Below are 13,842 nucleotides of genomic sequence, written 5' to 3'. Positions count from 1 at the left end.
GTTTGTAATTGAGTGCACCGACAAACGAACGCTGGTGTATGGACGTCCAGAAGTCCGGACGTCCATCGGCGCGAGGCGCACTTTGCGGGCGATCATGGGCGAATCAACCATTCGTCGACGTACGGTTGGATCAGGCCTTGTGTGCAAGCAGCCAGTCGTGCAGCGCCGCGTCGGTGGCCGCCAACGGCAGCGCGGTTGCCGGGCGCTGGAGCATCGCCGCCAGCGCCGGCGGTACGTCCAGCGGATGGCCGAGCAACGGTTCCACCACGCTTTCGAACTTGGCGGCATGGGCCGTGGACACCACGGCCCAGCTGGCGTTGTCGCCCGCGGCGCGCAACTGGTCGAGCAGATGCATCGCCGTGGCCGTATGCGGGCAGAACACCTCGCCATGCTGGCGCGCATGCAGCGCGATGGTCTCGCGGATGGTGGCGTCATCCACGCAGTCGGCGCGCAGCAGGCGACGCAGCACCGACGGATCGGGGTAGGTCCAGCGCAGCCGCTCGAAATTGCTCGGTGCGCCCACGTCCATCGCATTGGCCAGCGTCGCCACCGCGTCGCGTGGCGTGTACTCGGCGCCGCCGAAATAATCCGCCAGCGTGGCGTTGGCGTTGCATGCCAGGCGTACTTCGCCAATCGGCAGACCCATCTCGCGCACCCACAGGCAGGCCAGTGCGTTTCCCAGGTTGCCGGTGGGCACGATGAAGTTCAGCGGCTCGCCGTGCGCATGCCACCAGCGCAGCGCGGTGTACGCGTAATAGCTCATCTGCGGCAGCAACCGGCCCAGGCTGATGCTGTTGGCTGACGACATCGGCACCTGCGCCTGCAACTCGGCGTCGTTCAAAGCCGCCTTGACCATCCGCTGGCAGTCGTCGAAACGCCCGTCGACCCTCAGCGCGGTGACGTTGTCGCCGAAGCTGCCCAACTGGTGCGCCTGTCGCGGCGAGACCTTGCCGTCGGGGTAGAGGATCACCACCCGCACGCCGGGCCGCTGGTGGAAGGCCGCGCCCACCGCGGCGCCGGTGTCGCCGGAGGTGGCCACCAGGATCGTCAACGGCTGGCCGCTCACCCGCGGCAAGCGCTGCAGGCATGCCGCCAGGAAGCGGGCGCCGAAATCCTTGAACGCCGAGGTGGGTCCGTGGAACAGCTCCAGCATCAGGCTCTGCGGATGTTGCGGCAGCGGGCGCAGTGGGGCGTCGAACACGAACGCCTCCGCGCAGATGGCGGCCAGCTCGTCGGCCAGCGGGTCGCCGGCAAAGAACGGCGCCAGCAGCGTGGCGGCGGTGTCGGCAATGCTGCCGCGCGGGTCGAACGTGGCCGGGTCGATCCTGGGCAGTACCTCGGGCACGTACAGGCCGCCATCGGGTGCCAGCCCCGCGGCGATCGCCTGGCTGATCTCCACCGAGGGACTGCGTGCGCGGGTGCTGGTGTAGAGCAGGGGTTCGATGCGGCTCATGGATTGCCCTCGATGGCGGAAATGACGGCGGCAGCCGGGCCGTTCACGGGCGACACCAGGGCGTCGCTGTCCAGCCCCGCTTCGGCGAAGGCGGCGTGCATTGCGGCCGCTGCGCTCTCGGCTTCGGCGCGCGATTCGTACCAGCCGAACACGCTGGGGCCGCCGCCGGAAATGCTGGCGCCCAGCGCGTTGTGGTCGAGCGCGGCCTGCTTCACCTTGGCGAAATTGGGTACCAGCGCGGCACGGCGCGGTTCGACCAGCACATCCTTCAGGCCTTCGCGCACCAGCGCGGCCTCGCCGCGATAGCAGCCGGTCAGCAGCAGGGCCAGATTCGTGCTTTGCGACACGAACTCGCCCAGCGCGTAATTGCCCGCCAGCGCGGCGCGTGCCTTGCGCGTTTCCAGCACATAGTGCGGATGCACCAGCGCGCAATGCCACGCTGCCGGCACCGGCACGCGCAACAGCCGCGTCCTGGTGGCCAGCACCAGGCCGCCCAGCAGCATCGGGCCAAGGTTGTCGCCATGCTGGCTGCCGCTGGCCAAGGCCTCGCCCTGCAGCGCGAACGGGTACAGCGCTTCGGGCGAAAGCGGTTGCGGCAACAAGGCATTGGCGGCCACCAGCGCGGCCACGCAGGAAGCGGCCGAACCGCCCATGCCCGAACCCAGCGCGATGCCCTTGTGCAGGGTCAGCTCGAGGCCATGGTCCAGCCCGAGCGCCTTGTGGAATGCCAGCAAGGCCACGCCGGCCGTGTTCTTCTGCGGATCGGTGGGGAGCGCGGTGACGCAACCGCGGATGTCGGCGATGCGTACTTCGGGCGATTCGATCCGGCGTACCTCGGCGCGATCGCCGGGGCCGGCCAGGCTGTGGCCCAGGATGTCGAAGCCGACGGCAACATTGCCGACGCTGGCATAGGCCACGGCGCAGGCCACGTCGCGTCCGGTTTCGTTGCGTGCGGGGGCGAGGACGGACGCGTTCATGCGCGCACCCCCAGCGACTCGGCAATGCGCAGCAGATCGGTGAACACGCCCGCGGCGGTGACCTCCGGGCCAGCGCCCGGTCCCTGCACGACCAAGGGATTGTCGCAATAACGGCGGGTGGTGAATTGCACGATGTTGTCGGTCAGGCGGGTGTGGGCGAAGGTGTGCGCCGCGGGCAGCACGACCAGTTTCACGCTGGCGTGGCCGTGGCGGTCGAGGCTGGCGACATGACGCAGCACGCCACCGCCGGCGCGGGCGGCAGCCAGCTGGCTGGCCATTGGCGCATCGAGTTCGGGCAGGCGCTGCATGAACGCCTCGGGCGACAAGGCCGCCAGTTCGGGCGGCACCAGGCTCTGCACGTCGACCTCTTCCAGCGACAGCGGCCAGCCCGCCTCACGGGCCAGGATCACCAGCTTGCGCGCCACGTCCATGCCGGACAGGTCGTTGCGCGGGTCCGGTTCGGTATAGCCCAGCGCGTGGGCTTCGCGAACCAGGGTGGAAAACGGATGGTTGCCGTCGTGGCGGTTGCACAGCCACGCCAGCGTGCCGGAGAACATGCCGTCGATGGCCAGCAATTCGTCGCCGGTATCGAGCAGGTCGCGCAAGGTCTGCACGATCGGCAGGCCGGCGCAGACGGTGGCTTCGTAGCGGAAACGCGCGCCGCCGTTGGCGCAGGCGGCGCGGATCGCATGCCAGCGCTGCAGCGGGCCACTGCCGGCCAGCTTGTTCGGGGTGACGACGTGGATGCCCGCCGCCAGCCAGTCGGCATAGCGTTCGGCCACGGCGTCGTTGGCGCTGCAGTCGATCAGCAAGGCGTGGCGGCCGTCATCGCCCGTGACATGGGCAGCGAACTCGTCGAGGTTGCCCGGGCGCCAGATCTGGGCGCGCTCGGCGCCGCTGCCCAGCCCGACGCGCAGTTCCGGGTCGTCGCAGTCGAGCCACATGCGTTTGCTGGCGGCCACGCCGCACAGTCGCAGATCAAGCCCGGCGTCGCGGGCCAGCCGCGGTTGGGCGGCGCGCAACTGCGCCAGCAGGGCACTGCCGACCCGACCGGGGCCGATCAGCCCGACAGCCAGTACGCGACGGCGCGCGGTCGAGCCGGGCGTGGTCGCGGTCAGCGGCAAGGGCTGCAGTTGATCGACGAGTGGTGGTGCGCAGGTGTTCACGATTGCCTCTCCGGAAGAGGCCCGTGCTCGCTGGCGGTGATCGGTGTGTGCCGGCCCGCATCATCGAGGGCGGGGCCGTTTGCGTCTGTAACTCTATGCGCGCACGGATACCCACCCGAAGCCAGTAATGGTAATCGGGGTAATCGTGGCGGTGATGATCACGGCGTCGAACGACGGCGGCACGGAGCCGCTTCCAGGCGGCGTGGGATGCATGTGTGCTGGCGTGGATGACGGCGACATGACGTCGACCATAAAGGCGTTGCTGCACTGCAGTCAACAGATTCATTTGTAACTTTATGCGGCGCGCACGGCGGCGCTTCCGGCGTGTTGCACACGTCGTGCGGATGGAATGCGGCGCCGCAACGAACGCCGGTCGCGCCGTACCGCGTCGCTCAGTGCGCCAGGTCGATGGCGTAGGTCGCGGTGCCGTCGCCGTTGTCGCGAAGCACGCTGATGTTCGTCAGTCCCGCCGCGCGCGCCACGGGCAGCTTGCCGCCGGGTGCGCTGAACACCACGGGGCCGCGCGTCCTGAGTGGCGCGAAACGCCAGGTCGCCAGTTCCAGCGAGGCGGCGCCGACGGTCCCGCGTTGTTCCAGCCACCTGGCCAGGATTTCGCGGTTGCCGTCCGCCACGCTGAGCACGATGGTGCTGCCATCCAGGCCGGGGAAATGCCCGCCGCCGTTGGCGCGGTAATTGTTGGTGACCACGATGAACGGCTGGGTCGGGCTTACCGGTTTGCCGTGGAAGCTCAGCGAAACGATGCGCTGGCCCGCCGGCTTCGACACGTCGATCAGGTAGTGGATGCCGCCCTGGATCTGGTCGAAGTTGTAGCCGGTGAAGCGGCTGTTGATCAGCGGTTGCTCGCCGGTCCTGGCCGGGTCGATCCGGTTGAAGCGCTGGGCGGATTGCTCCAGCCACGCCTTGAGCCCGGCGCCGTCGGTTTTCACCGCGGCCAGGGTGTTGGGATAGAAATACAGGTCGGCGGCGCTGCGCAGGGTCAGCGGGCCGGCGGGCACGTCGGTGTAATCATCGACGCCGCCGAAGCCGGTGCGGAAGGCGGCGGCGGCGGAAAGCACGGGGACTTTCGCCAGTTCGGGGTGCAGCCGCGGCAGTTGCCTGCGCACGTAATCGGCCTGCGCCGCATTGACCGGCGCCAGCGCGGTCAGGTTGCCCTCGTCGGCGAAATAGCTGCTCATGCGCAGCGTGCTTTCGCCGATCGGGGTGTCGATGTAGGCGATGGCGGCTTCATGCGCTTTCTGCACCAGCGGCGCGATGGCAGGATCGGCGGGCACGCAATCATCCTTTGCCTTGCAGATCGGCCGCACCTCGCTGTGGCTCTCGTCGCGATTGACCGCCCAGCGACCGTCCTTGCGCTCCAGCACCAGCTGGATCACGCCCAGGTCCTTGCCGAAGAAGCCGCCCATCACGGCAGGCACGCCGCGCACCAGGCCGCGTTTCGCATCGACGTCCTTCATGCCGGCATAGCGCGGCCCGGGGAATTCGGTATGCGAATGGCCGAGCAGCAATGCATCGATGCCGGGCACGCCGGCCAGGTACCAGCCGGCGTTTTCCATCTGCGGGGTGTACGGCGCCGTGTTGAGGCCGCCATGCAGGATCGCCACGATCAGGTCGGGATGCTGCGCCTGCAGCTGCGGCAGGTATTTCCGCGCCGCCTCGACCACGCCGCTGACGGTGACCTTGCCGGCCAGGTTCCGCTTGTCCCAGTCGATGATCGGCGGCGGGGTGAAGCCGATGATGCCCACTTTCAACGGCACGCGGAGTTTGCTGCCGTCGGCGGTGTAGGCGTCGATGGTTTTCGTTACCACCGTCCACGGCTGGAAGATCGGCTGCCCGTCGCGGGCGCTGAAGACGTTGGCCAGCACCAGCGGAAAGTGCGGGCCGGCGCAGCGGTCGGCGTGGCCGCCATCGACATTCATCGGCGTGCCGGTGACCTGCGACAGGAAGCCCAGTCCGTAGTTGAATTCATGGTTGCCGGCCGTGCCGCCGTCGTAGCCCACCGCGTCCATCGCCCGGTAGATCGCCAGCTCCTCGTCGCAGCGCACCGGCTTCACCAGCGCCTGGTAATCGGCCAGCACGGTGCCCTGGATGGTGTCGCCGCTGTCAAACAGGAAGGTGTTGGGGAATTCGTCGCGGGCGCGCCGGATCAGCGTGGCGGTACGCTCGTAGCCCAGCGAGTCGTCCGCCTTCAGCTTGTGATAGTCGTAGCTGAGCACGTTGGCGTGGACGTCGGTGGTCTCCAGGATCGCCACGCTGGCGCGCGCGCCGTCCGGCGCCGAAACCGGATGCGATGGCTGGCTGGCGCAGCCGGCCAGCAGCGCGGTGGCGAAAACAAGCGGGAGCAGCGCGCGGTTCGACATGGGGGAGGTCCGTGCGCCGTCCGGGCGCAAAGCGGCAGGATAGGCATGCGGCGGCGCCGGCGCCAATGCTGTCAGTCACGGTCGGCAGCATCACGCGATTTGTCATGTTCAACGATTATCATGCCGCGCTCGCGCCGTCCCGCGCGCCCACCGAGGATCGCCATGCACCATCGCCCAACCATCGCCGGCCATTTCGTCCTCGGCATCACGCTCTCGCTGCTGGGCGCCTGCGCCAGCGCGCCGTCGACGACGTCCGCACATGCCGCGATCGATGTACCGGCCATCCAGCGGCCGCAGGGCGAGACGCCGCAGTGGTGGTTCCGCAGCGGCGCGGCACAGGCCGCGCAGGCTTCCGCCCAGGCGCATGCCGATGGCCAGCGGGCGAAGAATGTCATCGTGTTCCTGGGCGACGGCATGAGCATCCCCACGATCGCGGCCGCGCACGTGATGGCCGGCCAGCGCAAGGGCGTCGATGGCGAAAGCTATCGCCTCAGTTTCGAGAAGCTTCCGTTCAGCGCATTGTCGCGCACGTATGAAACCGATCAGCAGACCCCTGACTCGGCCGGCACCATGACCGCGATCATGAGCGGCGTGAAGACGCGCGCCGGCTTCATCGGCGTGTCGCAGGTGCCGACCCGGCAGGACTGCGCCGCCAGTCGCGGGCAGGAGCTGGTGAGCACGCTGGAACTGGCGGCCGCGGCGGGCATGAGCACCGGCGCGGTCACCACGGCGCGAATCACGCACGCCACGCCCGCGGCCACGTACGGCCACCTGCCCGAACGCAACTGGGAAGTGGATGCGGCGATGCCGGCCGCGGCACGCGCCGAAGGCTGCAGGGATTTCGCGACGCAGTTGATCGACTTTCCCGCCGCCAGTGGACTCACCGTGGCGATGGGCGGCGGGCGGCGGAATTTCCTGCCCACCGGCGTGGCCGATCCGGAGTATCCGAAGAAGTCGGGCGCACGCATCGATGGCCGCAACCTCGTCGACGAATGGACGGCCAAACACCCCGACGGAAAGTACGTCTGGAACACCGCCCAGTTCGATGCGCTGGACCTGGCGCACACGCCGCGCCTGCTGGGCCTGTTCGAGCCGTCGCACATGCAGTACGAACACGACCGCTCGAAAGGGCCCGGCGGCGAGCCCAGCCTGGCGCAGATGACGCGCAGCGCGATCACCGTGCTCAAGCAGAACCCGAACGGCTTTTTCCTGATGGTCGAGGGCGGTCGCATCGACCATGCCCTGCATGCGGGCAACGCGTACCGCGCGCTGGATGAAACGATCAGCCTGGCCGACGCGGTGCAGGCCGCGCTGGACGCCACCGACCCGGCCAATACGCTGATCGTGGTGACCGCCGACCACAGCCACACGCTGACCTTCGCGGGCTACCCGCGCCGTGGCAACCCGATCCTGGGCAAGGTGCGCGGCACCACCGACAGCTACGACGAGGAAAGCACGGGGGCGCTGGCGCACGATGCGACCGGCTTGCCGTACACCACGCTGGGCTTCGCCAACGGCCCCGGCTACACCGGTGCCAGCGACGAGCAGCCCGAAGGGCCGAAACATTTCCCGCACCAGCCGAAACATTACACGGCGATCGGCAAGGGGCGGCCCGACCTCACTGACATCGACACCACCGATCCGGACTACCTGCAGGAGGCGGTGGTGCCGCTGGGCGGTGAAACGCATGGCGGCGAGGATGTGGCGATCTTCGCCAGCGGCCCCGGCGCGGCGGCGTTCCACGGCGAGCTGGAGCAGAACGCGATCTTCCACGTCATCGTGCAGCACGCACCGCGGATCCGCGCCGAGCTGTGCCGGCTGGGCAGTTGCAATGCCGACGGCGTGCCGGTGGATCGACCCACGCGGCAGGCCTGGCTGCGGCAGCTGGGCGCACCCGCCACCACCCGGTGACAACGCCGGCACCGGCGTTGCCGATCGCCGCGCAGGTGCGGGTGATCGCCCATCGCGGCGCCAGCGCGTGGCGGCCGGAACACACGCTGGCGTCGTACGCCAAGGCGATTGCCGACGGCGCCGATTTCATCGAACCCGATCTGGTGATGACGCGCGACGGCGTGCCGGTGGCGCGCCACGGCAACGAGATCGGCAGCACCACCGACGTGGCCGATCACCGCGCGTTCGCCAGCCGCCGCACGCGCAAGCGCATCGACGGCGACCTGGTCGAGGGCTGGTTCGTCGAGGATTTCACCCTGGCCGAGCTGAAACGGCTGCGTGCCCGCGAGCGGCTGCCACCGCTGCGCGGGTCGCGCTACGACGGCATGTTCGCGATTCCCACGCTGGAGGAAATCATCGACTTCCTTGCGGCCCAGGCGGACGTGCAGGGGCGAACCATCGGCCTCATGCCCGAGCTGAAACACGGCAGTTATTCGCGCGGGCTCGGCCTGCCGATGGAGGATCGCGTGCTGGACATCCTGGCCGCGCACCGCTACACGCGCCATGCGCCGGTGGAGCTGCAGTCCTTCGAGATCGGCAACCTGTTGTACCTGCGTCGTCAGCTGGGGCCGGAACGCGCCAACATCAGCCTGCTGCAATTGATCGATGACGATCATCCGCAACCGGCGGATGTGCTGGCCGCGCATGGCACGCTGACCTATGCGCAGATGCTCACGCCGGCCGGCCTGCACCGGATCGCCACGTATGCCGATGCGATCGCGCCGCCGACGCGCATGATCATTCCGCTCGGCGCCGATGGCCGGCTGGCGCATCCGACCACGCTGGTGCGCGACGCGCACGAAGCGGGGCTGCAGGTGCAGCCGTACACGTTTCGCCCGGAAAACATCTTCATTGCCGCCGATTTTCACGATGGCGGAGCGCCGGAGGCCTGCAACGAGGCCGGCTCCATCGCCGAGATCCGCGCCTATCTCGATACCGGTATCGATGGCTTCTTCACCGACGATCCCGCGTTGGGGCGCAAGGCGCTGGCGTTGCGCTGAAACCGCGTGAAATACGGCGAAAAAAGCCTTTGTTATGCTGACCCATTGTCGCAAGGGGAAAAGCTCTATGGGTTTTATCGCCAAACTGGTACGTCACAAATCAATCGAACACCTTCAGGCCGAGGCCGGGCAGCGCGGCGATTTCCGTCGCGTGCTGGGCTTGTGGCAGCTCACCGCGATCGGCGTGGGCGCCATCGTCGGCGTGGGCATTTTCGTTCTCGCCGGCCAGCAGGCCGCCGCCAATGCCGGCCCGGCGGTGGTGCTGAGTTTTCTCATCGCAGGCCTTGGCAGCGCCTGCGCCGCGCTGGCCTATGCCGAGTTTTCCGGCCTGATTCCGGTTACCGGCAGTGCCTATACCTACAGCTACGCGGTGCTGGGCGAGTTGTTCGCCTGGATCATCGGCTGGGACCTTTTGATCGAATACGCGCTGATCGTGGGCGTGGTGGCGATCGGCTGGTCCGGTTACGTGCAGGCGCTGATCGAGCAATTGTTCGGCGCGCACTTGCCGGTGTGGGCACAGGGCGCCTATGACCCGAAAAACCCCGACAGTGGCAAGGTGTTCAACGTGATCGCCGCGGGGATCACGCTGCTGATCGCCTGGATGCTGACGGTGAAGACCGAGTGGGGCGCGCGTGCCAATACGGTGATCGTCGCGATCAAGGTCATTGGCGTGGCGCTGGTGATCGGCGTGGGCGCGTTCTACGTCAACACCGCCAACTGGCACCCGTTCATTCCCGCCGCGATCACCAGCGAAGGGCTGACCCAGTACGGCTGGGGCGGCGTGCTGGCGGCGTCCAGCATCGTGTTCTTCGCAGTGTTCGGTTACGACACGCTGACCACGGCGGCGGAGGAGTCGACCAACCCGCAGCGTGACCTGCCGCGCGCGGTGTTGCTGTCGCTGGCGGTATCGATGGCGCTGTACGTGATGGTGTCGCTGGTGTTGACCGGCATGGTGCCGTACCAGCAGCTGGCAGGCCCGGCGCCGGTGGATGCGGCATTCAAGGCGCTGGGCCTGCACTGGGTACGCGGGATCATTTCGGTGGCGGCGGTGGCCGGCATCACCAGCGTGATGTTCGCCTTCATGCTGGGCGCGGCGCGCATCTGGTTTGCGCTGGCGCGCGACGGCCTGTTGCCGAAGTGGTTCGCCAGGGTGCATCCGAAGTACGGCACGCCGGCGCGGCCGACCATCATCCTGGGTGTGTTCACCGCGCTGGTGGCCGGCTCGCTGCCGATCGGCGAAGTGGCCGAGCTGGTGAACATCGGCACGCTGGCCGCGTTCATCATCATCTGCGGCTCGGTGCTGTTGTTGCGCGTGCGCAAGCCGGATCTTCCGCGCGGCTTCCGCACTCCCGCGCTGTGGCTGGTGGCCCCGGCCGGCATGCTGTTCTCGCTGTTCCTGATCATCGGCTGGCCGTGGTTCAGCGATGGCCGCTTCCACCTGCTGGGCGGCCTGCCGTGGATCACCATCGAGCGCTTCATCATCTGGATGGCGCTGGGCCTGGTCATCTATTTCGGCTTCGGCATTCGGCACAGCCGGCTGGAACGCGAGCCGTGATGTGACGAGGCGCCCGGCGGCCAGGTGCCGCCGGGCGTCGTCAATTGACCTGTTCGGCCGCGGGGTGCCGACTGCTGATGACCCGGTCGCGGCCCTCGCGCTTGGCTTCGCGCATCGCCTGGTCGGCACGGGCCAGCAGGGCTTCGATGCTTTCGTGCGGCAGGTGGCAGGCGGCCACGCCGACGCTGATGGTCAGCGGGCCGTCCGGCCGTTCGACCTGGCGTACGGTCTGGCGCAGCAGTTCGGCGCGCCTGCAAGCCTGGGCCAGGTCGAGGCCGGGCAGCAGCAGGGCAAACTCCTCGCCGCCGATGCGTGCCAGCAGATCCGTGCCGCGTGCCTGCCCGCGCAACACCCGGGACAGCGCCACCAGCGCGGCGTCGCCGGCGGCATGACCGTGGTTGTCATTGAGCAGCTTGAAGTGGTCGGCATCCAGATAGAGCAGGCAGGCCGGCCGCTGTTGCTGGTGAAGCTCGCGCAGCGTCCGTCGCGCCAGTTCAAGGAAGCGGTTGCGCAGCAGCAGTCCGGTGAGGTCGTCGGTATTGGCCCGCTCGCGCAGCTGCTGCTCCAGTTGAAACTGCGCAAACAGCGTGCGCGCCATGAACGCTCGCAGCACCGTCGACAGCATGATCGCGATGCACATGTAGACCAGGTACTGCACCACCTGCGTGTGGTCGATGTCGCCGATCAAAAGCATCGGCAGCGGGCCCAGCGCACATAGCGCCATGGCGCAGAGGAAATCCCAGCGGGCCAGCCAGATCACCGATGACGCCACCGGCAGCAGCAGCCCCGGCATCACGCCCGATCCGCCGTGGACGCTGCCGATGCTGTTGAGGTTGATGCCCCCTTCCAGCAACAGCACGCACAGCAGCGCGAGCAGGCTGAGGTGCCGTGGCTCGCTTGCGCGGCGGGCCGTCACGGCCACCAGCAGCAGTGGCAGCAGCGGTGCCAGTCGCAGCGGCAACGGCAGCGCCGAGCTGCGGATGAAGGTGCTGGCGATGGCCGCCACGGCATAGGCCAGCGTGGCCACCAGCATCAGCGCATGGATCATCGGGCCGCGCTGCCGTGCCAGATAGCGAACGTATTCGCGGCGCTGGTCGGCGTCGTCGGCATGTCGTCGGCTCTCGAACAAGGCGGCCATGGAGGTCTCGTGGGTGAAGGCGGCGCGGAAACGGGTCAACTCGCTAAGACACTGAGGGTGAGGCAGCAAGAACGGTGCCAAGGTCATGCCAGTGGATGGGGTCGTGACCTTCGGCATGGGTTAAGCGCAGGGGCGCCGGTCTAGGATCGGCGGGCCGTATCTCTGTCATGACAGTTTTGCCTGCCGCCAAGCACGCTCCAGGCGAGCCGAGTGGCACCGTTGCGCTGCGAGTCCGGCGCTGCCTGTCGGGCGCCCGACACGATCCCTTTCCCCGGAGAAGCTTTTGAAACTCACCTGCCTCACCTCAGCCCTCGCCGCCGCTGCCCTCGGGATCAGTTCCTTCGCGGCCTTCGCCGATGTGCCGCCGCCGCGCGACGTGCCGTTCGAGGGCACCGTGCAGATCAATGTGGATGCCACCGACGTGGCCCATCGCATCTTCCGCGTGCACGAGGTCATCCCGGCGCAGCCCGGTCCGCTGACCCTGCTGTACCCGCAGTGGCTGCCGGGCAACCATTCGCCGACCGGGCCGATCGACAAGCTGGCCGGGCTGGTAGTGACCGCCAACGGCAAGACGCTGCCGTGGAAGCGCGACACGCTGAACGTCTACGCGTTCCACGTCGATGTGCCGGCTGGCGCCAGCAGCGTGGAGGTGGCGTTCCAGTTCCTTTCGCCGCAGGAAAAAAACCAGGGCCGCGTGGTGATGACGCCGGAAATGCTGAACCTGCAGTGGAACGCGAGTTCGCTGTACCCGGCCGGCTACGCCACCAAGGGCATCACCGCGCAGACCAGCGTGAAATTCCCCGCCGGCTGGCAGTTCGGCAGTGCGCTGGAAGTGGCCTCGCGTGACGGCGACACCGTGCATTTCAAGCCGATCAGCTACGACAATCTGGTCGATTCACCGATCTACGCGGGCAAGTACTTCAAGCGCGTGGACCTGGACCCGGGCGCCAAGGTGCCGGTGCATCTCAACATCGTGGCCGATGCGCCGAAGTATCTGGAGATCACGCCGGAGCAGCTGAAAGTGCACCGCAACCTGGTGCAGCAGATGTACAAGCTGTACGGCGCGCGCCACTACAACCACTACGATTTCCTGTTCTCGCTGAGCGACAAGATGAGCGGCAACGGCCTGGAGCATCACCGTTCCAGCGAGAACGGCGTGGGCACCGGCTACTTCACCGAGTGGGACAAGAACGTGCTGGACCGCGACCTGCTGCCGCACGAATTCAACCACTCGTGGGACGGCAAATACCGCCGCGGCGCCGACCTCACCACGCCCAGCTTCAACGTGCCGATGGAGGATTCGCTGCTGTGGGTGTACGAAGGCCAGACCCAGTTCTGGGGCTTCGTGATGGCCGCGCGCTCGGGCCTGTGGAGCGAGGCGCAGACGCGCGACGCACTGGCCGAGGTGGCCGCGCGCTACGACCGCGGCCGCCCGGGCCTGGCCAGCTGGCGCAACCTGCAGGACACCACCAACGACCCGATCATCGCCCAGCGCGCACCGCTGCCGTACCGCAACTACCAAGCCAGCGAGGATTACTACTCCGGCGGCCAGATGATCTGGCTGGACGTGGACGCCAAGCTGCGCGACCTCAGCCGTGGCAAGCACTCCATCGACGATTTCGCCAAGGCCTTCTTCGGCATGAACGACGGCGACTGGGGCGTCAACACCTACGTGTTCGAGGATGTGGTCAAGACCCTCAACGACATCCAGCCGTATGACTGGAACAGCTACCTGCGCACGCGGCTGGACGGCCACGGCCCGCTGATCGGCGGCGTCGAGGGGCACGGCTGGAAGCTGGTCTACGACGACAAGCCATCCGACATGGTGAAGGCCATCGAGGCACGCCGGCATTCCGCCGATCTCACCTATTCGATCGGCTTGTCGATCGGCAAGAGCGGCGCCATCGGCGACGTGCTGTGGGACAGCCCCGCGTTCAAGGCCGGCATTTCCCCCGGCATGACCGTGGTGGCGGTCAACAACCATGAGTACGACGCCGATGCACTGAAGGACGCGATCACCGCCGCGGCGAAGGACAAGAGCCAGCCGGTGGAATTGCTGGTGAAGAACTTCGACGAGTACAAGACCGTGCGCATCGACTACCACGGCGGCCTGAAGTACCCGCACCTGGTGCGCGACGACAGCAAGCCGGACACGCTGGGCAAGCTGCTCAAGGCACGCTGAAGATTGTGCTTCGCTTCCCCCGCGTAGCGGGGGAAGCTGCCC

Annotated in this window: 9 protein-coding genes; 4 read left to right on the top strand and 5 right to left on the bottom strand. The window is 67.8% G+C overall.

Annotation, left to right across the window (positions count from 1 at the left end; genetic code table 11):
- Nucleotides 1–130 precede the first annotated feature (130 nt).
- From thrC to UU9_RS08775, 4 genes are all read right to left on the bottom strand, one after another.
- On the bottom strand, nt 131–1,453 hold the full coding sequence (gene thrC, locus UU9_RS08790) for a threonine synthase (protein ID WP_007081392.1): 1,323 nt from the start codon (nt 1,451–1,453) through the stop codon (nt 131–133).
- Nucleotides 1,450–2,430 carry a homoserine kinase gene (locus tag UU9_RS08785; protein WP_007081391.1) on the bottom strand — a complete coding sequence of 327 codons (981 nt, stop codon included), beginning with the start codon at nt 2,428–2,430 and terminating at the stop codon, nt 1,450–1,452. The genes thrC and UU9_RS08785 overlap by 4 nt, the downstream gene beginning before the upstream one ends.
- Nucleotides 2,427–3,596, bottom strand: a complete 1,170-nt coding sequence (locus tag UU9_RS08780) for a homoserine dehydrogenase family protein (protein ID WP_007081390.1) — start codon at nt 3,594–3,596, stop codon at nt 2,427–2,429. The genes UU9_RS08785 and UU9_RS08780 overlap by 4 nt, the downstream gene beginning before the upstream one ends.
- Before the next feature lie 392 nt (nt 3,597–3,988).
- Nucleotides 3,989–5,974 (bottom strand): bifunctional 2',3'-cyclic-nucleotide 2'-phosphodiesterase/3'-nucleotidase, encoded by a 1,986-nt coding sequence (locus UU9_RS08775; RefSeq protein WP_007081389.1) that lies wholly within the window; start codon nt 5,972–5,974, stop codon nt 3,989–3,991.
- A 162-nt stretch (nt 5,975–6,136) separates the two neighbouring features.
- On the opposite strand from UU9_RS08775, the gene UU9_RS08770 reads away from it, so the two are divergent.
- The 3 genes from UU9_RS08770 to UU9_RS08760 all read left to right on the top strand — a co-directional run bounded on the left by UU9_RS08770 (nt 6,137) and on the right by UU9_RS08760 (nt 10,480).
- Nucleotides 6,137–7,885 carry an alkaline phosphatase gene (locus UU9_RS08770; RefSeq protein WP_007081388.1) on the top strand — a complete coding sequence of 583 codons (1,749 nt, stop codon included), beginning with the start codon at nt 6,137–6,139 and terminating at the stop codon, nt 7,883–7,885.
- Nucleotides 7,882–8,925, top strand: coding sequence for a glycerophosphodiester phosphodiesterase (locus UU9_RS08765; RefSeq protein WP_237710255.1), 1,044 nt, complete (start codon nt 7,882–7,884; stop codon nt 8,923–8,925). The genes UU9_RS08770 and UU9_RS08765 overlap by 4 nt, the downstream gene beginning before the upstream one ends.
- 67 nt (nt 8,926–8,992) lie before the next feature.
- Nucleotides 8,993–10,480, top strand: a complete 1,488-nt coding sequence (locus UU9_RS08760; protein WP_007081386.1) for an amino acid permease — start codon at nt 8,993–8,995, stop codon at nt 10,478–10,480.
- A gap of 40 nt (nt 10,481–10,520) precedes the next feature.
- On the opposite strand, the gene UU9_RS08755 is transcribed toward UU9_RS08760, so the two are convergent.
- Nucleotides 10,521–11,618 (bottom strand): GGDEF domain-containing protein, encoded by a 1,098-nt coding sequence (locus tag UU9_RS08755; protein ID WP_007081385.1) that lies wholly within the window; start codon nt 11,616–11,618, stop codon nt 10,521–10,523.
- 283 nt (nt 11,619–11,901) lie between these two features.
- Between UU9_RS08755 and UU9_RS08750 the strand changes: the two genes are divergently transcribed.
- Nucleotides 11,902–13,800 (top strand): M61 family metallopeptidase, encoded by a 1,899-nt coding sequence (locus tag UU9_RS08750; protein WP_007081384.1) that lies wholly within the window; start codon nt 11,902–11,904, stop codon nt 13,798–13,800.
- Nucleotides 13,801–13,842: the final 42 nt, after the last annotated feature.

It is taken from the genome of Rhodanobacter fulvus Jip2, from assembly GCF_000264315.1.
Classification (GTDB): Bacteria; Pseudomonadota; Gammaproteobacteria; order Xanthomonadales; family Rhodanobacteraceae; genus Rhodanobacter; species Rhodanobacter fulvus.
Note: the sequence above shows the minus strand (reverse complement) of the source record. Positions and strands in the feature narration are given on the sequence as shown.

Bases quoted from the DNA above. Each gene is read 5' to 3' on its own strand.
- UU9_RS08760 (WP_007081386.1), top strand. From the start codon at position 8,993: ATGGGTTTTATCGCCAAACTGGTACGTCACAAATCAATCGAACACCTT.
- UU9_RS08775 (WP_007081389.1), bottom strand. From the start codon at position 5,974: ATGTCGAACCGCGCGCTGCTCCCGCTTGTTTTCGCCACCGCGCTGCTG.
- UU9_RS08770 (WP_007081388.1), top strand. From the start codon at position 6,137: ATGCACCATCGCCCAACCATCGCCGGCCATTTCGTCCTCGGCATCACG.
- UU9_RS08755 (WP_007081385.1), bottom strand. From the start codon at position 11,618: ATGGCCGCCTTGTTCGAGAGCCGACGACATGCCGACGACGCCGACCAG.
- thrC (WP_007081392.1), bottom strand. From the start codon at position 1,453: ATGAGCCGCATCGAACCCCTGCTCTACACCAGCACCCGCGCACGCAGT.
- UU9_RS08785 (WP_007081391.1), bottom strand. From the start codon at position 2,430: ATGAACGCGTCCGTCCTCGCCCCCGCACGCAACGAAACCGGACGCGAC.